Here is a 19024-nt window from a genome sequence, read left to right as displayed (position 1 = left end):
TTATAACTAGCTTAAAAGGTAAAGGGGCTATTATGAGTATTCCTGTACAGTGGATACCTAAAAATCCGACATTGACAGCTTATAAAAAGTTGCTTGCCATGCCAGAGTTTATGAGCTCTATTATGAATAGCTTTTATATATCCGTAGCATGCACGGCTTTAAGATTGTTATGTGCAGCTATGGCAGCTTTTGCTCTTACGAAAATTCCATTCAGAGGTAGGAACACTGTGTTTGGGATTTACGTTACGGCATTAATGATTCCAGCGCAAATAACTTTTATACCATTGTTCATTATTATGACGAAATTGAATTTAACAAATAGTTTGAATAGCTTTTTGTTTTTGCAGTTATTTAATGCTTTTGCGATATTTATGTTGCGGCAGCGAATGATGACTATTAATGATGCGTATATTGAAGCGGCTGTAATTGATGGTGCAAGTATGTGGAAAATCTTTTTCAAAATTGTTTTACCTATGAGCGGAAGCACCTTAGCTACATTGGCTATTTTGTCATTTATGGATATGTGGAATGATTATTTGTTGCCGTTAGTATTATTGAGTGACCGAAGCAAATTCACTTTGCCACTATTACTTAGTACGTTATCTGGACAATACAAGAATCAATATAATTTAACGATGGCAGGTGCATTGATTTCAATCATACCTATATTAGTTGTGTATATTTTAGCTCAGAAATATTTCAAAGAGGGTTTGAACCTTGGCGGTGTAAAGGGGTAATTTATGATTCGATGGAAAGCAAGCGTGCCTGAAACAGTTTTTACATTGCCAAATTCAAAGCAAAAAATACAACTTTGTTGGAATGATAGCTCAGAAGAATTGATAATCAATGTAAATTACGCTTACATTTACGGCTTGGGCGAGCGCTATGATGGAGTGAATCAAAATGGGCGTGTTTTGACTATTTTGGTTGAAGAAAAATTTTGCAATCAGGGCAATCAGAGCTATTGCCCTGCTCCTTTCTTTTTTACAGATACTGGATTTTCTGTTTGTGCCTTTACAGGTAGCAAATTACAATTCGATTTTACGGAAGATAACATTATAAAGATTAAGGTTCCACGTGATTGTGAGTTTGCGTTTAATTTTGGCTTACCAGCCAAGTTGATTGCGGACTATATGGCTTTATCTGGTCAAGCGGTTCTACCACCAGCATGGGTATTTGGACCGTGGATTTCTGCTAATCATTGGAATACACAAGCAGTAACGGAAAAACAAGTCGAACTTTTACATAAATATAAATTTCCCGCCAGTGTTTTAGTTCTAGAAGCTTGGAGCGATGAGGCAACATTCTACATCTTTAATGGAGCTAAGTACCAGGTTAAAACCGACGGAGCTGCTTTTGTAAGCTCTGATTTCGATTATTCAACTAGTGCTTATTGGCCTGCTCCTAAAGCAATGATCGACAAATTGCATGCTGCTGGTTTGCATTTACTCTTGTGGCAGGTGCCTGTTTATAAATTGCAAGGCGATGATGAAGTAAGAAATCTGCAAAATGATTTAGACCGCTTAGATGCTGTTAAACGAAGACTTTGTGTACAAAATGCAGATGGTTCACCATACGAAATACCAGAAGGCCACTGGTTTTCAGGGTCGTTAATTCCAGATTTTACCAATCCTGAAACATGTAAAGCTTGGTTTGGTAAACGACAATATTTACTTGATATGGGTGTTGATGGATTTAAGGCGGACGGAGGAGAATTTATTTGCGGTGATGATGTGTGCTTTTATGATGGCAGTACAGGAGATAAAAGTCGTAATTACTATCCACAGCAATATACACAGGCATATACAAAATTTTTAGGCGATAAACGAGTGTTGTTTAGCCGTGCTGGATTTATGGGTCAACATACTACACCATGTCATTGGGCTGGAGATCAACAGTCGACCAATGCAGAGCTACAACATGTACTTGCGGCTGGTTTAAGTGCTGGTATGAGTGGAATTATATATTGGGGATTTGACATAGCTGGTTTTGCTGGGCCATTGCCAACACTTGATTTGTATCGGAGAGCTACGATGTTCGCTTCTTTCACGCCAATTATGCAGTGGCATTCGGAACCTGATGGCGGCCAGTTTAAGGAAATTATGCCAGGTGCTAAAGGAAATAATGAACGTAGCCCATGGAATATGGCTGCCGTGTATAATGCGCCTGGATTTGTCACTGAAATGCGTTTTTGGCATTGGCTACGCATGAATTTACAGCCTTATATACTGGATACAGCTGCAAAGTGTGCTAAAGCTAATCAACCAATGATGCGTATGCTCGTATATGATTGGCCGCATGATGAGCGAGTTTATGATATTGAAGATGAATATTTATTTGGTGAGGCGTTGCTTGTTGCTCCATTACTTGAGGAGAATCAGGTAATTAGACATGTCTATTTACCTGCTGGTGAGTGGTATGCCTTGTTTACAGGTGAACATTACAGTGGAGAACAAACAATTTTGACTACACCTCAGATGAAATTTCCTGTTTTTGTTAGAGGTGGCTATGGCGTACTACTAAATGCAAGTAGCTTTAGTGAATTAGGTCAACCCATTGTAGACTCTCACAAAATGTTGTTGCTATTAGCAGGAAATTCAGGGAAACAAACATTTTCAGTTGATAGGACAGTACTAAATTGTAATTGGGAAGCTAATAGTGTTCAGTTGGAAAATTCTACTGATATGCCGGTTGAGATATATCGACTGAATGAGCAGGGAGGAAGATAATGAAAGCAATTATCTTTGATTTAGACGGCGTTTTGTGCCAGACAGATGAATTTCATTATTTAGCTTGGAAAGCTATAGCAGATGAACTAAAAATCCCGTTCAATCATAAAATCAATGAAAAATTGCGTGGCGTTTCGAGAATGGCTAGCTTAGAGATAATTTTGCAAAAGGCGAACAGAACATTCACTGATTCTGAAAAAGTTGCTTTAGCTGAGTGCAAGAACACGATATATCGCAAATACTTAGATAAGATGACGGAAAAAGATTTAGCAAGCGGCGCTAAAGCTGTACTTACTGAATTAAGTGAAAAGGGCTTGCAATTGGCAATTGGTTCATCAAGTAAAAACACGCAGCTCATTGTGGACAAATTGCAGATTGCCGACTTTTTCACAGCCATCATTGATGGTAATCAGATCAAACACTCTAAGCCAGATCCAGAAGTATTTCTGTTGGCAGCGCAAAAATTAGAGATGCAGCCAGCAGATTGCTTAGTGGTAGAAGATGCGGAAGCTGGCGTAGAGGCTGCAATTCGAGGTGGCTTTCAAGTGGCAGGAATTGGCTCAGCTAGGGAGTTAGACAGAGTTAATTATCAGCTTTATTTTTTGAGTGATTTACTGAAAATAGTTAATCGGAAATAAGATATGGGGTTATGAGGGATTTCCTATGAAAAAGATAAAATAAAAATGTTGTAAAAAATTAGGGCTTATCGTTTAGCCCTTTTTTAATATCTTTTAATTTTTTAATCGTCTTCTATGACAAATCCAGTAATCCGTGCTTGAATTGCAAGTTGCGTTCTACTTGAAAATCCTGTCTTTTCTATGAGATGTTTTATGTGGGTCTTCACCGTGTTTAGTGAGATGCCTAAGCTGTCGGCGATTTCGTCGTTTCCAACACCTGTGGTAAGTAGCCTTAAGACTTGAATCTCCCTCGGAGTTAGGTCGGTGGATTTAGTCATCCCCAATTTAACCTCTGGAGTTTTAATTGGATAGATGGACTCCCCATTTAATGTCCTTTCGATTATTTCTAAAATTGTCTCTTCTGATACTTCTTTGTACCAAAAACTTTCTATGCCAATCTCTTTTGCTCTATCCATCCAGGATACTTCTGGCATGCTCGTAACGGCGATTATTTTTAGTTCTGGTTTTAATTTCTTTATTTTAGCCGCTGCATCGAGTCCATTGGATCCGTCCTGCATCAGTATGTCCATAATCACCAGGTCGAGTTTAGTATTTAGCACATAGGTATCTGCAAACATGGCGGTGTCGACGCAGTAGACAACTTCGTAGTCCGCGCATTGGCTGATGTATAGCTTAAACATTTCTCTGGAGACGAACTGATCGTCTACAATCATTATTTTATAGGTCATAGTTTCCTCCTTTTGGCCAGGATAGGTCCAAGGTGAATTGTGGATTAAGTTCTATATTCATCTTACCGCCAAAACTTTTTATCCTTTGATGGATATTTTTGAGACCGCCCTTTTCTTTTATCGGCTCTTTGGATAATATTCCGTCGTTTCTTATCTTGCAATGGATATTTAAATCTCCTTCATCTAATTTAATCCATATATTTTTAGCTTGACCGTGGCGAATGGCATTGTTAAGCGCCTCGTGAACTATATCGATTAAGAGATTTAGGTCACCTTCATCCTTTGGAGTTTCACCATCTAAATGGACCGCAACTCCGATATCTTTTGCGGTGAATATGAGTTTTTCAAATTTTGCTTCATTCTTCGAAGAATCATCCTTTTCACTTAAGAAATCTTCTTTTTCGTTTAGCATTACAAGGCTCGCCATCCATAAATTTATGAGCTTATCCCGATCTTCCTTAGTCTTTTTGTCCATATCCAAGTATCTTTTAAAATAGATTAGTGATTGACCAATTTTGTCGTGAATCTTGACCTTAGCCTGTAAGATTTCCTTTTGTCGAGTGTATTCTCCCACATTCTTATGATATTCTTTGAGACTTTGGTTAATCTTTTCAATCTGCCTATTCTTTTCTTCAATCTCTTGGTACAGACCCCACTCAAGGGTGATTTTGTAAGCCAAGGTTTCTCTCACATTTTCGTGGAGGATTATCTTTATATGCCAAATATCTCCCAGAGCTTCTACTATGAGGGGATCCTTTTGCAAGATGCGAGCTTCCTTTTTTATTTTATTATTTCTTATATCTTCTGCACAGACCACATCGTTAACTAACATGTTTCCGAATACTGCGTAGCTAATATCCTGCATTACTCTATTTACCAAAAGAGGTGTTCCATCTAATTTTGAAAAACATATACCGTCAGGGAGGTTATCCATACTTTCCTTTATGGAGTTCTTGCCTATGACTCTGTTCTTGTTCTTTATAAAACTTATGGCAAAGATAATTTCGAATATGCAGAGGCACAAATCGTAGACTATAAATAAGTAAACGGGAAGGTCCACCATAGGTTTTGCGATGTAGAGTCTGCCAGTTCCAATCTCTGCCAAAATTTGCATAGAGAAAAAACTCAATGAAAAGATGAATATACTATGCACAAAGTACTTGGCGTGTAATTTGCTATTTGCTGTATCGACAACAATCTTTACACTTGCAACTAAGATGGCGGTGTTAAAGATAAATAGAAGGACAAGGTTGTAGCTGCTTAGATTTATAAGCGTCATAGCTACCTCCTTCCAAGAGATATACATAGATTAATTTCATCATCTACTATATCTTCGTCAATTAAAATATCGTCTTTTGAGTAAGTATCTTTGTACTTATCTAAAAAAGATTTAGGCTTTGCTCCTTTAATTTTTATACTTAACACTGGAGCATTCTCATCCATATAAAGCTTTATATAAAGAGAGTCAATACCAGGCATATAAAATTCTAAAGCATATTGAAAAATTTCATAGAGATTAAGACAGTACTTGGCATCAAACTTTCCACTCATTTCCCAATCTATATGGGTACTTACATCGCTTAACTTTAAATAGTCGAGGGATTCGGAGAACGCAAGCCTAAGCTCAGATAGATCCAAAGTATTTTTATTTTTAAATTAAACAAAGTATAAATTTCTAATTATCTTTTTATATTTTCTTAAATGCTCGTAAAGCCTTATTCTATGTGCTTTCGAGTATTTTTACTGTAGGAAGATACTTCACGTTTCTTTGCATATTTCCTCATGTCTTAGCTGTCAGAAGTGGTAAATAAGTAGTAAATTCATTTGTACTACTAAGCAACAAGACGCTCCTGTTGCTTCTCTTTATTCAAGCGTTTCATTTCTGCCATTGCAGAATCGAATGTTGCATGTGCGTAATAGTTCAGCGTCATGGCTATATTAGCATGTCCCATAATGTACTGTAATGCCTTTGGATTCATTCCTGCATTTGCATAGTTGGTACAGAATGTATGTCGCAAACTATGTGGAGTGATGTGTGGCAATTTATCCTCGTTATACTTATTGTATTTCTTAACAAGACCTTTCATCATGCCGTTGTAATCACTTGCCACTTTTGGATAGTTCTTTCTATTAAGAAAGAGGAAATCACTATATCCATCAATCTCAACACGCTTATCATTCTTTCGATTCGCTAACACTCGCTTAAATGCTTGATAGGCTTCTTCAACCATAGGAACTTGACGTTCGCCACTTTTGGTCTTTGGTGTTTCAATGTAGTACCCAATTTCAGTATCTCTCAATAGCTGATGGTCTATATTGACAAGACGATTCTCAAAATCTAAATCTGGAAGTGTCAAACCACCAAACTCTGAAATACGAAGACCTGTTTTTAAGAGTATCAGAATTTCATCATAATTTTTGCTGTAGGTTTTATCAGCTTTTGCAAAGGCTAACAGTTTTTCTTCCTGTTCTTCTGTTAGTACGGTCTTAGGGACAGTATCATCATCAAGAACTGCTTTCAGTTGAAAGTCAAATGGATTCTTCCGAACACAATCATCTTGTATAGCAATATAGAATGAAGCCTTTAAAGAACGTTTGTAGTTATTGATGGTTTGATAAGCATAACCATTTTCACTCATTCTAATAGCCCATTCTTTAGCGTCTGATGGCTTAATACTGTCAATACTTCTTACACCTAACTTGTCTTTCTTCAAAATATCCATAAGATATTTGCGTCCAGTTTCAGTGTTTTTTCTAACCTTTGGTCTTTGAGCGTTCTGTTTTGCGTAAAGCTGGCAGAGTGTCATTTTCTTTCCTACAACATCAATACCATCATGAATGTCTTTCTGTAACTCTGCGATTTTCTCTCTAAGTGAGATACAATCACGCTTTCCTGCTGGTACTCGGTCTGTAGCCACAAGTTTCCACGAGTAAACAAATTGCGGTTCTCCAAATGAATCTATATATTTGTATAAGTATCTTCCGTCTTTTCGTTGGCTCTCTCCAGTCTTTAAGATTCGACCTTTATTGTCACGTCTTTTTTCTGACATGGCATTTGCTCCTTTCCTTTATGGAAAGAGCCTTGATACGACTTAATACTATTTTATCATATACAAGACCCTTTGGCGACGCTAGATTGCGTCCAATGTATCTATAATTTTTTCAAATTGTTTTCGTTTAATCTGAATACGATTGCCATTCATAATCAGCCAATTTGCATTTTTATTTTCCTCTGCCAAGCGTCGTAGCTTGTTTTCGCCAATACGAAAATATTTTGACGCTTCTTCAATGGTTAGGGTATAACGTTCCCAAATAGGAATGTCAGTCTGCTTCATAAAATCCTCCTTTCCAAATCACTTATTTGGATTTCATAAAAGTTGTTTTACCAGCAATCGAACAGCTTTAGCAAAGCTCACGGGAGTTCCACCCCTGCATGGTTCTCATGTAGCCATACTCATTGCCTGCGACGGTTTTATCACGCTCGGACTATTGACTGTATGGGAGTATCATTATCACGATAAGAATGTCGTTGCAGGCAATCCTGCTAAAGATTGCTTCTCGGATCACTAACATGAATCGCTCGCTATCTTTATAAGATAGGTCATGGCGGTTAGTTCCGTTGGCTCTTTTCTTATCGAAACGTATTCGATTACTTTTATTCAGTTTTCAAAGAACAATGGCTCGTTAGCCTATCAAAACACATTGAAAGCTCAATATGCTTTGGTGGAATAACAAACCTCCCTGTTCGGGAAGCGTGGAATGGTTTAGCACGCTTCCACGAAAGGAGAGAGGATATTACTTAATTTCAAATGACAAAATCTTTGTAATCAGTCTGGTTTCCATTCTTCCACGTAAGACTTCATCAACGACCATACTTTGATTGCCATATTCATCTTTCATAAGTCGTAGGGAACGCTTCGTTATGTACCCTCTGTAATGATGTAGAATCTGGTTAATCGCTTCGGTATCGCCATCTGTTGCCTTTACAATGAGAGGAAAGGGAATCATAGGATATTGTGTTTTCATTCTTCAAATTCCTCCATAAACTTTTTAATTAAGGCTAGTCCACTGGTTCTATGCCGATAGACAGTAGAACGGTTCAATTTCAACAGGTCTGCAATTTCTGAATCGCTCATGTCCATAAAGTAAAACAGCAGTAGAATTTCACGTTTCTTGTCTGGCAACTCACGTAATGCTTCACTCAACAAATCATTTTCAACGCCTACTGATAACCCATTGAGTGTAAAAATCTGAAAGTCAGTTGAATAGTTATCTGTTGTCGCAAACTGGCTAACAAGATAATCGCCAACATCCGAAAAGGACACCTCACGCTTTGCAATCCTTGAAAGATAAAGCATATAATTCTTTCGCTCGTCTTCCATAGCACGTTTACAGATATAGTCAAACTGATTTTCTATTGTGGTCTGAAAAGAAGATGGTTTCATGTTTCTCACCCCCTTTCTGTCTAGGAAAGGAAGTGAGCCTTGCTCGTTTATCTCCTTTCACTCTTAGTCCCAATGTGAAAGGGGGATTTGTTGCATTACTGATAAATAAACTTTGTAAAAAAGTTCTGAATAGCCAAAAAAGCATATAAACAGATTTATTTCTCTGTTTACATGCTTCTGTTATTCTATCTATATGATTTATAAAACCACATTGGTGGACGTACTTATCTATTGCAGATAGACGACTTTTTTTGACAAGAACCCAATGTAAGGAAATTTATTGTATATGATGTACTTCATGGCGACGTTGACCTCCAACAAACCGCCATTTGGAAGTAATATACAATATTTTAACAGCGTAAATAGCACTACCATATAACGGTTTTTTTTATTGGCGTTTAGTAGTGCTTTTTATTAAATATAAACCTATAAACCATATAACACGTTTTTCTATACCTGTTTTTAATTCAGTAGGAACAATAAAATGTATAGAGGTGGTCTACTATGCGTAAAAAAGAAGATAAATATGATTTTAGAGCCTTTGGTTTAGCCATTAAAGAAGCTCGATTGAAACGAGGTTTAACTCGTGAACAAGTGGGAGCATTGATTGAAATTGACCCACGGTACTTAACTAATATTGAAAATAAAGGGCAACACCCCAGCATACAAGTTCTTTATGACCTTGTATCGTTACTTCATGTTTCCGTTGATGAATTTTTCTTACCTGCTAATAACTTGGTAAAAAGCACCCGACGATTACAGATAGAGAAATACATGGATAGCTTTACAGACAAAGAACTATCCTTAATGGAATCTTTAGCCAGCGGTATCAACGAAGCAAGAAACATCGAAGACTAATTAAAAGAATCCATACATAACGGAAAGAGCCGATAAAATGAGATTGTATTAATCTCATTTTATCGGCTCTGCGTCTTTGCGTCTGGCTCTGTAATCACAGTTACTTTGAACTGCTTTATTTCAATTAAATTTTCTTGTCTGCATTTCGGACAATAGAGGGGGAATTTTTTTAATTCAGTATCTTCCCTTATCTTTAATCGTGTTTTATTTCCACATACAGGACACAATATCCACTTGTAGTTTATAATAACTATCTCCTCCTTTACACTTTAATTCAAATCTTTATTAAAAAATATTTCATCTTATTTAACAAGAAACCATATTTATATAACAACATAAAATACACTAAGTTATTTTATTGAACATATATCGTACTTTATCTATCCGACTATTTGGACGACGGGGCTGGCAAACAGGTTCACCGGTAGTAACATGGTACCCTTTTAACTCTGTTAAACAAACACTACGTCCATTTGTAAAGAAAGTTAAATCACTACGATATTCTTGAATACACCGAGCAGGGATTTCTCCACTAAGAATGACCTCATTATTTTTCAATTGAGTGTCTACGATGTTCGCACAATATTTAGGAGCATCGTTGTATGCTCGTGAAAGATATTCCTGTGGCGCATAAATTTTAAAACTAAGATATGGCTCTAACAATTCTGTTCCAGCTTTTTTTAAGACTTGTTCCAATACAATAGGAGCAAGCATCCGAAAATCTGCTGGGGTACTAACAGGGCTATAGTATAAGCCATACTTAAAACAGATTTTACAATCCGTCACATTCCAACCATATAATCCTTGTTCGCAACCATAGCGTATCCCTTCCATAACTGCATTTTGAAATGATTGATTTAAGTATCCAAGAGAAACCGAGCTCTCATACTGCATTCCACTTCCCAACGGAAGCGGTGATACAGATAAACCAATGGAAGCCCAGAAAGGATTTGGCGGCACTTCGATGTGAATGGTATATTCTGCATTTTTTAACGGTCTCTCCATATAAATGACTGTAGGCTCTTTTAGTTCTATCTCCACATGATACTTTTCTTGCAACAGTGCACTAATCACTTCCATTTGTACTTTCCCTAAGAAAGAAAGTATAATTTCATGTGTCGTAGAATCCACGTAATATCGTAGAAGCGGATCACTATCTGAGATTTCCAAAAGGGCATCAAGCAACATTTCTCTCTGTTCAGGTTTACTCGGTTCAACAGTTGTTTGTAGTAGAGGGTGCGGATTTTCAATCTTTTTTCTCTGTGGCAATAGTTTTGTATCTCCAAGAACACTATTTAACTTCAAAAACTCATTTTGCAAAATAACAATTTCTCCAGAATAAGCTCTATCAATCTTACATAATTCACCATTTATTGAAGTATACATTTCTGTAACTTTTATTTTTTCTTTTTCTGATACTCTAACCGAATCTCGTAAATGTAGTACTCCACTATAAAGGCGTATATATGCAAGACGTTGTCTTTTTTTTGTATATTCAATTTTGAAAACATTTCCGCAAAGTTCAGACGGACCTCGATGTGTTGATGAATAAAATTTATTCGTAATCACTTCTATAAGGTTATCAATCCCTATATTGTTTTTTGCACTTCCGTGATAAACAGGGAACAGGGAACAATTATGAAATCTTATGCTTTCCTCTTGTTCGAGTTCCAATGCTTCTAATGATTTACCGGACATATATTTCTCTAAAAGGTCATCGTTTCCCTCTATTACCGTATCCCATTGTTCAGATTCGGTAAAGTTCGTCACACACATATTAGGATACAGTTCTACCTTCTGTTTGATTACAATTTCGGCAGAAAGTTTCTCTTTAATATCCTGATAAACCGTTGATAAATCAATTCCATTTTGGTCAATCTTATTGATAAAAAAGATTGTGGGAATCCCCATTTTCCTAAGTGCATGAAATAATATACGAGTTTGTGCTTGTACGCCATCTTTTGCAGAAATCAGTAGAATTGCCCCATCTAAAACTGATAATGAACGATATACTTCTGCTAAGAAATCCATATGTCCTGGCGTGTCTATGATGTTCACCTTCGTATTTTCCCACTGAAAAGAGGTTATTCCTGTCTGAATTGTAATTCCTCTCTGACGTTCTAAAAGCGTATTATCCGTCCTCGTTGTACCTTTGTCCACGCTTCCTAATTCTGTAATCGCTCCACTGTTATATAATAAGCTTTCTGTTAAGGTAGTTTTTCCTGCATCAACATGAGCTAAAACTCCAATATTAATAATTTTCATGTGATTTTCCTCCATTCAAAAACCCAAAAGGGCATAAAAATCCCAGTGATAAATACTTTTATCACTGGGATTTTTATGCATAACCATAGGTATACAAAGCATACAGATATTCTCTGGATACTTTAGAATCACATGATAAAGGTATTCTTAAACTGGGTACAAAAAACTAAGCCCTCCTAAAAAAGGACATCTAATTATTTGTTCCCGCTATCAAATTGACAGTTTATTTAAGAATACCTTGCCGCATATTTATTAACTCCTTTTAAATAGTCACTTAAATAATAGCACGTAAGAGCATATTTGTAAAGGAATCTCCAATTTTTTATCAAAAAGAGTACATGATTACAAAGTATCTGTAATCATGTACCAATATTTGTTATTTTACAATCTTCCAATTACTCCCGTTCTTTTCAAGTACCAAATCAAATTGAGATACCTGCGTTGCTTTGGTCTGCTGGTCGATATACTCCACTGTCAGCGATACCGTGACTTGATTATCCTTACGATTGTGAATAGGATTTACCAGTTCTTGAAAGATGTACTCTTTTCCGATTGGTTTTAATATCCCGTCATTCACATAGTAGGAAAGTTCACTGGCTGTCGCTGTAGGATAGAGCTTGAAGAACGTCGTTAAGAACTCATTGATTTCATTGGTTGTAATGGAATCAACCGTCCCCTCACTTTCAATGGCTTTTGGTTTATAACTTGATTTCTTAGGTATGTTGGTAATGGTCGGATTCTTAACCAGTACCATATTTCCAGAACCATCTACATAGACACTCACTATATAAGCAGAGTGGACGGTCTTTGTATTTTCTCCCTCTGTAATGAGCTGGTCTACACTGTAGGTTACATTAAACTCATTGTCGCCAGTTGGCTCTACCGTCCATATCTGAAATCCTCTTACAGAAGACGATACAGGAATATCTTTGCGTACTGTATCAACATTGAGAGCTTGAAGTTCATCTGTCAGATAGCCTTTTAGACTTTCCATTCGATTATCAATGGACTTATCGGATTGCTCCCATGAATAGTAGACTTTCGCAAAGTTCTCTACAAAATTTTCTACATGATGAGTATCAACGTATTCCTTTTCTATGATAGTTGTTTCGTGAATAGTATGAGTATCTATAGCTGTAAAGTGCTTGAATATCGCAAAGCTGAAACTAAGCCCTAAAAGTACCCACAAGGCAATCACAACCTTTTTATGAGGATTGACCTTATAGACACGAGGTTTCTTTTCCTTTGGTATCTGTTTTTCTTTATTCTGATTTTTTCTAAATTTCATCATTAAATCTTCCTTTCTCATTGTTTGATTCGTCCTGCTCCCACTAAATGCTGTTGCCAGTAGGGGCTTGTTAAGTCGGCATAACCGATTGGGTCGCCTGCATGAAACATACGGTTATTGCCAAGGTATATCCCAACATGAGTAATATAAGAGCCAGCGTTATAGGTAGAATGAAAGAAAACCAAATCGCCAGCTTGTGCTTCCGATAGTGGGATATGCTGGGTCACATCATATTGCTGTTGTGCGGTTCGTGGTAAGTTAATTCCAGCTTTTCCATACGTCCATTGTGTCAGTCCGCTACAATCAAAAGAAGTAGTCGGGGAAGCTCCACCGTAAACGTATCGCCAGCCCTCATATTTCAGTGCTTCGTCCATGATGGCTTGTACCGTATCATCATCAAACTCTGTTGTGACAAGATACTGCGTTACCAGTTGCACATAAAACATATTGCCATAGTTGTATCGCCAGCCCCCATTGATAGGTATGGCTATGGGATTGGGGTAAGACACTTTTTCGCCACCTGAATACTCTTTTGAGAAACTTTGAGCCAGTTCAAAGGTATATTTATTTCCACGATTAGCCACATACCCTAAGAAACCACCACCATAATTGTAGGACTGGATAACCGATTCTAAATCTACACTGAGCCTTTCGCTACTGGCTAATAATTCACTGAAATACTTCACACCTTGCTTAATGGATTCTTCTGTACTCAATGAATTAGGTGGAAGACCGAGGGATTCCGAGGACTGCATAACATCTTCCGCAGTACCGCCCGATTCCACCTGTATAATCGCAAGAAGTATGTTGACATATTCTTCAACGCCATATTCTTTGGCATATTTTTCTACCATAGGCTTATGAGCCAGCACTTCTGCGGAAACATTCACACCTCCATAATGAATATTGGAAATTCCGCTGTCCTGTTCATCTGAAAATAAAATGGCAACAAACAGAAGCAGTGAGAAGACCATCAAGAATAATCCAGAACCACCAATCACTAAAGTTTTCAACTTCATGGTTTCTTACCGACTTTCTTAATGGTGGCGGTTTTGATTGGTGGTCTACTTCTTGTATTTTGTAGTGGTACTCTTTGAACAGTAGACGGACGTTCTTTTGTGATTGGACGTTGTGAAGTTCTATCTGCTGTAGTGGTTGAAGTTGCTGGCTTTTGAACGGTTTTTTCTTGAACGGTATTGCCTTGGCGTTCCACTTTTGGACTTGAAAAATCGGACTTAACTGCTGGACGCTCTTGTTTGGCTTGTTGAGATTCCTTATATGAAGTCTGAATATTAGACTGTTTTGAGGTCTGTTCATCATGATATTGTTCTTGTCTTGTAGTCGGTCTTTCATGAACAGAAGAAGCAGGCTGTTTTTTCTGTTTGACCTGTTCCATTTCAGAGCGACGCTTCGCAATGGTTTTTCGCCTTTGTTCCTGCTGTTCCTTGCGTCCACTGGCTCTGTCCGCTTTGGTTTGAGAAATACTACTGGTTAAATCACGGACATTCTCTTTTACTTTGGATTTTCCTTGATATACTGCATATCTTGCATTGGTCGGCAAATCTTTAACCTGTTCTTTCAAACCACTAGCAGTGTCTACCATTCTGTCTTTGGTATCAGCTACTGTACCGATGGTTTGACCGATACGTTTTCCAAGTGTTGATTTTTCCTTTCCGTCTGGTCGGGAGTGATCTGCTTGTGTCCTTGCAGAACTCCCCGAACCCGACTGTCCTTTTTTACCTGTAACAATGGCAGACCCAGCCCCTAGAGTAGTCATGGAACGTCCAAGTTTCCGCTGTAGACGGTGCATGTGAGCGTGCATAAGCATACGAGGTTTTCTCATCACACGACTTCCCACACTTTGAGAATCGTTACTCTGTAGAGAAAACATACTCATTAAATCGCCCAGCTTGAAGTAGATTCCTGCAAAGGTCACAATCTGTAGAAAAGCAATCAAAAAGAACGGATAACCAGCCGATAAGGTATAGAGCATGGTTGAAATACTAAATGCTGTCGTAATAATCAATGTGATTCCAGCTCGTGTCAAAATGGTATTAAAGAGCTTTGTTATGGCTCGTTTTGACATACCATCAAATGATGGAATCATGCTTAAAATAAAGCTCACAGGCAGAAACATAGCATAGATGATAAAAAGTACCTGCGAGAAAATCATGATTCCTGTTAATAGGAATACAAATATGGAAATCCCAATATTGAAGACAAATAGGAAGAAGACTGTACCTAAACGGTTAATGGTCTTTGTAATGGTTAGATTGGTATTGCTTCTGTCTTCAATTTCTTCCGCAACAATTTTTTCTCTGTCTTCGCCATTGTTGGAATCTGGGCTGGTGGAGAGCAGGCTTTCCACACGGTCAATACCGATACTTTCAATGTCTGAACTGTTGTATTGAAGCAGTAGCCACGGTTGCTGAACCTGTATGGAAAACAGGCTATCTCTGATTAAGTCCACGCTGTCCTTGCCTTGACTATCGGAATGGGGCATGACAATCTTCGTGCCAAGTGATAAACTGGCATTACTGATGTCTGATGAAAAGTCATTGATTTTTTTAATGTAGTCGGGAGCGTAGGCAATAAAGGAAGCCGATAGGATAAACACCAGCACAAAATTCATAATGGCATGAATTGCCTTTGTGGTTTCTCTCTTTATCAGTCCCGTATAGGCAACATAAACCCCAAGAACCAAAATCAAGAGTAAGAGGAATCCAACATAGAAACCCTCTGTTGAAAATCCGTTTGCACTCACACCAGCTAAGGTCTGCATATTCTTACCAATGGAATCTGCTGTAGCGGAAATGAAGTCTAAGGAATAGGCTTCCTGTACTAAGTAACCTGTCGCATTGGAAACATACAAACTGATTGTCCAAATAAAATTGGTAATGGCATATAGTCCATACATGACCTGTTTTCCAATCCCGTCCGACCAGTTCCACGGAAGCCAGCCCCAGCTATTATCCACATAAAAATCCAGTTGATAGTTTTCAAGTGGGTATCGGCTGTATTCATTTGCCACATTGACCGTATCATCTACCAAGCCCGCAGCTTGAACCACCGTTCCCAGCATGGCTAAAAGAAAAATGGCAATCACAAGTGTGAAAGCCACTGTCATTGCCACTTTACCTAGACGTTTCAGCGTCCAGTTTGATTTTATTCTGTTTACTATTGATGGTTTCACATTTACACCTCTTTTCGCACAGGTGGTCTGGTATCAAAGGCATGGAGCAGTTCTTCAAATACAGGGTGGAACTGTATCACACCGACACGACCATATAAATCACTGATAAGGCATTGCCCGTTTTCCAAATCACGCAATCGCTTCTGATTGTTTTCGTCCTCTGGGTCTACACCAAAAAAGGCTAAGGTCTTTTTAATCTCGTTAAGGTCAGTGGAACGAAATGCAAATTTTAAGCCGAGGTTATTTTTCAGTTTTTCATCTAAGAGGTCGTCTGTATTTTGGGTCACGAAATATACCCCAGCGTTCATAGCACGACCAGCCCGAACCAGCTTCATAGATAGTGTTTTTCCTTGTGCTACCTGTAAAAAGCTCCATGCTTCGTCTAAATCTACAATCTTGAAAATGCTTCGGTCTGTATGGATAAAGTCTAAAGCAAAGGTACTAATGACAATCAGCATAGCAACGGATAAAAGCTCCATAGTGGTATATTCCTCAAAGGAAGTTTCCTTGTCGGGAAGTACCAAGTCCGCAACCTGTATAATGTTCAGTTGTTTTTCTAAGCTGATAGACTGCTCCACATAACCATTACTGAATAATAAATGTGCAAAGTCATAGTCTGTAAAACTTTCGATATGGTCGGCTATACTGGTACTTAGTGGCGTATTCTCAACCCGTAATTCCTCAATCACTTTCATCAACCCTCGTACTTCACTATTGGTTACTGCACGAATGGCTTTTCTAAGGATTGGGAAGCGTTCCCCATCACGAGAGGAAATCCCCGTAAGGAATGTCAGAATATCAATAGCCAGTGATTCAGAATCTTTGGGATTTTTCATAATCACATAAGGGTCAAGTAAGCCTTTGTTTTTCTCATCAGAAGTCAGAGTGACGATATTGATTTCATGGGAAATCTCTGGCAAGGTTTCTTTCCATCTGCCACGTTCTGCTTTTGGGTCTACAATCACTGCTTGTGCCCCATAAAGCACCGCATAATAGACGATAAGGTTATTCGCAAAGGATTTACCACCACCCAGCGAACCAACAAAAGCCGACGCTAACGCATTGGTTACTGAACCCTTAACCCCTTGACTGGCAAGAGCAGGTTTCAGATAGACATTGCGTCCAGTATCTAAGCTGTAGCCAACATAAATCCCCTCATTTTCCCCCAGCATTTGAGTAGCACCAAAACCTAAACCAGCGAGGAAATCAGAGGTCACGTATTGAATATAATCATTCATATAACGCTTGCTGGCAGGTAAAAATTCTTCATGTAAGCCGAGCATATCCCCAAATGGTCGTACCAGTTTTACGCTTAAATCGTCATAAAAATCTTTCACTTCATTACAACGACGTTTGAGTTCGTCAAGATCATTTGCTGATACCCTTACCACATAAGACAGCTTGTACATAGATTCCTTGCTTTGGTCTAAATTGGTTTCCAGCTCATTCACACTTTCCAGAGCTTCCGCCACATTGGAGCTGGTTTCATTATCACTTTGCCAAGCGTGGTTATCCAAGTCTTTCAGTTCTTTCTTTTTATTGCGGACAGTAGATAGGGCTTTACGATTCGCTACAATTTCCACATTCATTGACGTATCAATCGGGAATGTAAATTGCTGTTGCTGGTAGTAGAAGATTTCAGAGGACGGGAAGTCCAGTTCTCCGACAATGCTGTTAATGGTAAAGTAAGCTACATAGACGGTTTCATCTTCCTGCTGGATTTTCAAATATCGCTGTTTTTCTTCCACCAAACAGCGAGTAGGCTTAATCAAGTCATAGTATTTAATCAGCGTTTCATTATCCAGCTTTTTCTTTGATAGATGGTACTCATACTCTTCATAGGCAGTGCCTGTCTGTCCGTAAAGGTGTTCAATCAGATAGCCGAAGTCGTCCTTATCTAACCTGCGGATTTTGAAACGACGAGAGATTTTATTTTCTAAGAGCTTTTCCATCTTCTGAAAACGCAGGATTTCATCATTACTCATACTAACAAAATCGCCCATCAGCTTATGGTTCACATCATAGACAAAATCAGACAAAGCATTTTTTGCTTCAACGGTAAGACTTTTCATAGAAAACTCCTGATCGTTGAGAAGCAACTTAAAGCCGATAAAGAAACGGTAGTTCACTTGATTTTCGCCAATCATGGATATTAAAGCGTCTGTCTGTTGGTCGATTTTGTCATAGGCAACCGCTTTGAGCTTGCCAGTGACTTCATTTTTGGAACGCTCTTGTGCAGAACGTATGCTGGATTCTGTACTGATTTGTAAAGCATGAATTTTGCCATCACGATTTTGTGCGATAAGCTGTCTGAAAGAATCATGCACTTGTATTTTCTGTTCTGGACTTAGAAATGAGTAATTGTAAGGAACAAGCTCATAGTAAGCATAACATTCCCCGTCTTTATTCCAGACGAGATTGTTTTCAATGTATTTAATTGGATATGCCATAAAATTCACTCCTAACTGCTGTAATGGCTTCTTGTGGCTGGTTTCTGCCAAGCGTTACTTTTTTTCCTGCATAGGTCAGCTTTGGTCGCAGTGCATAAGCAATGACAGACTTCAAAAATCCATAAGGCTTTTTACCATCAAAAGTTTTTGTAGACATAAACCATGTGAAAGCCACAGGAATCCCAAAGTATTTGAGAAATGCTCCCTCTATCATGGAAAGAGGGGGCAAGTTGCCAAGTATCATCACTGCAAAGAGTGACACGACAAACCATGTCATTTGCGTAAAGGTTATGGGAAACGGAAGTCTAAAATCATTGATAGAATACAGTACCTTTTCCACAGACCAGATACTGGTATAGCTTCGTATTTTCTTCATGTAATCAATCCTTTCATAAAAAATAGGGGTAGCTGATTGAGCCACCCCGTAAAA

The 19024-nt window shown here is 38.2% G+C and carries 18 protein-coding genes and 1 pseudogene; 4 read left to right on the top strand and 15 right to left on the bottom strand.

Going from position 1 to position 19024, the window contains the following annotated elements; translation table 11 throughout:
* The first annotated feature begins 32 nt into the window (after positions 1–32).
* From PYS62_RS06360 to pgmB, 3 genes are read left to right on the top strand one after another with little or no spacing between them, the layout of a single operon-like run.
* Positions 33–737, top strand: a complete 705-nt coding sequence (locus PYS62_RS06360) for a carbohydrate ABC transporter permease (protein ID WP_315573655.1) — start codon at positions 33–35, stop codon at positions 735–737.
* 3 nt (positions 738–740) lie between these two features.
* The gene (locus PYS62_RS06355; RefSeq protein WP_066713645.1) at positions 741–2729 is read left to right on the top strand and encodes a glycoside hydrolase family 31 protein; all 1989 of its coding nucleotides are present in this window, start codon (positions 741–743) and stop codon (positions 2727–2729) included.
* On the top strand, positions 2729–3367 hold the full coding sequence (gene pgmB, locus PYS62_RS06350; RefSeq protein WP_315574178.1) for a beta-phosphoglucomutase: 639 nt from the start codon (positions 2729–2731) through the stop codon (positions 3365–3367). The genes PYS62_RS06355 and pgmB overlap by 1 nt, the downstream gene beginning before the upstream one ends.
* A gap of 101 nt (positions 3368–3468) precedes the next feature.
* On the opposite strand, the gene PYS62_RS06345 is transcribed toward pgmB, so the two are convergent.
* The 7 genes from PYS62_RS06345 to PYS62_RS06310 form a co-directional block, all read right to left on the bottom strand.
* The gene (locus PYS62_RS06345) at positions 3469–4095 is read right to left on the bottom strand and encodes a response regulator transcription factor (protein WP_066713641.1); all 627 of its coding nucleotides are present in this window, start codon (positions 4093–4095) and stop codon (positions 3469–3471) included.
* Complete coding sequence (locus PYS62_RS06340; RefSeq protein ID WP_066713639.1) at positions 4085–5374, bottom strand: sensor histidine kinase; 1290 nt, start codon at positions 5372–5374, stop codon at positions 4085–4087. The genes PYS62_RS06345 and PYS62_RS06340 overlap by 11 nt, the downstream gene beginning before the upstream one ends.
* A 2-nt stretch (positions 5375–5376) precedes the next feature.
* Positions 5377–5646: a hypothetical protein gene (locus PYS62_RS06335; protein WP_066713637.1), complete on the bottom strand. Its 270-nt coding sequence runs from the start codon at positions 5644–5646 to the stop codon at positions 5377–5379.
* Between the two features lie 281 nt (positions 5647–5927).
* Positions 5928–7145 (bottom strand): tyrosine-type recombinase/integrase, encoded by a 1218-nt coding sequence (locus PYS62_RS06330; protein WP_001291561.1) that lies wholly within the window; start codon positions 7143–7145, stop codon positions 5928–5930.
* An 81-nt stretch (positions 7146–7226) separates the two neighbouring features.
* The gene (locus tag PYS62_RS06325) at positions 7227–7430 is read right to left on the bottom strand and encodes an excisionase (protein WP_000814511.1); all 204 of its coding nucleotides are present in this window, start codon (positions 7428–7430) and stop codon (positions 7227–7229) included.
* A gap of 460 nt (positions 7431–7890) precedes the next feature.
* Positions 7891–8121, bottom strand: a complete 231-nt coding sequence (locus tag PYS62_RS06315; protein ID WP_000857133.1) for a helix-turn-helix domain-containing protein — start codon at positions 8119–8121, stop codon at positions 7891–7893.
* Positions 8118–8540 (bottom strand): sigma-70 family RNA polymerase sigma factor, encoded by a 423-nt coding sequence (locus PYS62_RS06310; protein WP_000804885.1) that lies wholly within the window; start codon positions 8538–8540, stop codon positions 8118–8120. The genes PYS62_RS06315 and PYS62_RS06310 overlap by 4 nt, the downstream gene beginning before the upstream one ends.
* A 504-nt stretch (positions 8541–9044) precedes the next feature.
* Between PYS62_RS06310 and PYS62_RS06305 the strand changes: the two genes are divergently transcribed.
* Positions 9045–9398 carry a helix-turn-helix transcriptional regulator gene (locus PYS62_RS06305; protein WP_001227347.1) on the top strand — a complete coding sequence of 118 codons (354 nt, stop codon included), beginning with the start codon at positions 9045–9047 and terminating at the stop codon, positions 9396–9398.
* A gap of 59 nt (positions 9399–9457) precedes the next feature.
* On the opposite strand, the gene PYS62_RS06300 is transcribed toward PYS62_RS06305, so the two are convergent.
* The 8 genes and pseudogenes from PYS62_RS06300 to PYS62_RS06265 all read right to left on the bottom strand — a co-directional run bounded on the left by PYS62_RS06300 (position 9458) and on the right by PYS62_RS06265 (position 18970).
* The gene (locus PYS62_RS06300; RefSeq protein WP_012962334.1) at positions 9458–9646 is read right to left on the bottom strand and encodes a cysteine-rich KTR domain-containing protein; all 189 of its coding nucleotides are present in this window, start codon (positions 9644–9646) and stop codon (positions 9458–9460) included.
* 97 nt (positions 9647–9743) lie between these two features.
* Positions 9744–11663 (bottom strand): tetracycline resistance ribosomal protection protein Tet(M), encoded by a 1920-nt coding sequence (gene tet(M) / locus PYS62_RS06295; RefSeq protein ID WP_000691727.1) that lies wholly within the window; start codon positions 11661–11663, stop codon positions 9744–9746.
* A 15-nt stretch (positions 11664–11678) separates the two neighbouring features.
* Positions 11679–11726: pseudogene (locus PYS62_RS07540) on the bottom strand (hypothetical protein); the annotation flags it as partial.
* Positions 11727–12039: 313 nt separating this feature from the next.
* Positions 12040–12951, bottom strand: a complete 912-nt coding sequence (locus PYS62_RS06285; protein WP_434780973.1) for a conjugal transfer protein — start codon at positions 12949–12951, stop codon at positions 12040–12042.
* A gap of 17 nt (positions 12952–12968) precedes the next feature.
* On the bottom strand, positions 12969–13970 hold the full coding sequence (locus PYS62_RS06280; protein WP_000769868.1) for a bifunctional lytic transglycosylase/C40 family peptidase: 1002 nt from the start codon (positions 13968–13970) through the stop codon (positions 12969–12971).
* A complete protein-coding gene (locus PYS62_RS06275; RefSeq protein ID WP_430516984.1) occupies positions 13967–16132 on the bottom strand; it encodes a CD3337/EF1877 family mobilome membrane protein in 2166 nt (721 codons plus the stop codon). The genes PYS62_RS06280 and PYS62_RS06275 overlap by 4 nt, the downstream gene beginning before the upstream one ends.
* A gap of 14 nt (positions 16133–16146) precedes the next feature.
* The gene (gene tcpF, locus PYS62_RS06270; protein ID WP_000331160.1) at positions 16147–18594 is read right to left on the bottom strand and encodes a conjugal transfer ATPase TcpF; all 2448 of its coding nucleotides are present in this window, start codon (positions 18592–18594) and stop codon (positions 16147–16149) included.
* Positions 18578–18970: a conjugal transfer protein gene (locus PYS62_RS06265; RefSeq protein WP_000723888.1), complete on the bottom strand. Its 393-nt coding sequence runs from the start codon at positions 18968–18970 to the stop codon at positions 18578–18580. The genes tcpF and PYS62_RS06265 overlap by 17 nt, the downstream gene beginning before the upstream one ends.
* Between the last annotated feature and the right edge of the window lie 54 nt (positions 18971–19024).

Source organism: Amygdalobacter nucleatus (assembly GCF_029167365.1).
Classification (GTDB): domain Bacteria; phylum Bacillota; class Clostridia; order Saccharofermentanales; family Fastidiosipilaceae; genus Amygdalobacter; species Amygdalobacter nucleatus.
Note: the sequence above shows the minus strand (reverse complement) of the source record. Positions and strands in the feature narration are given on the sequence as shown.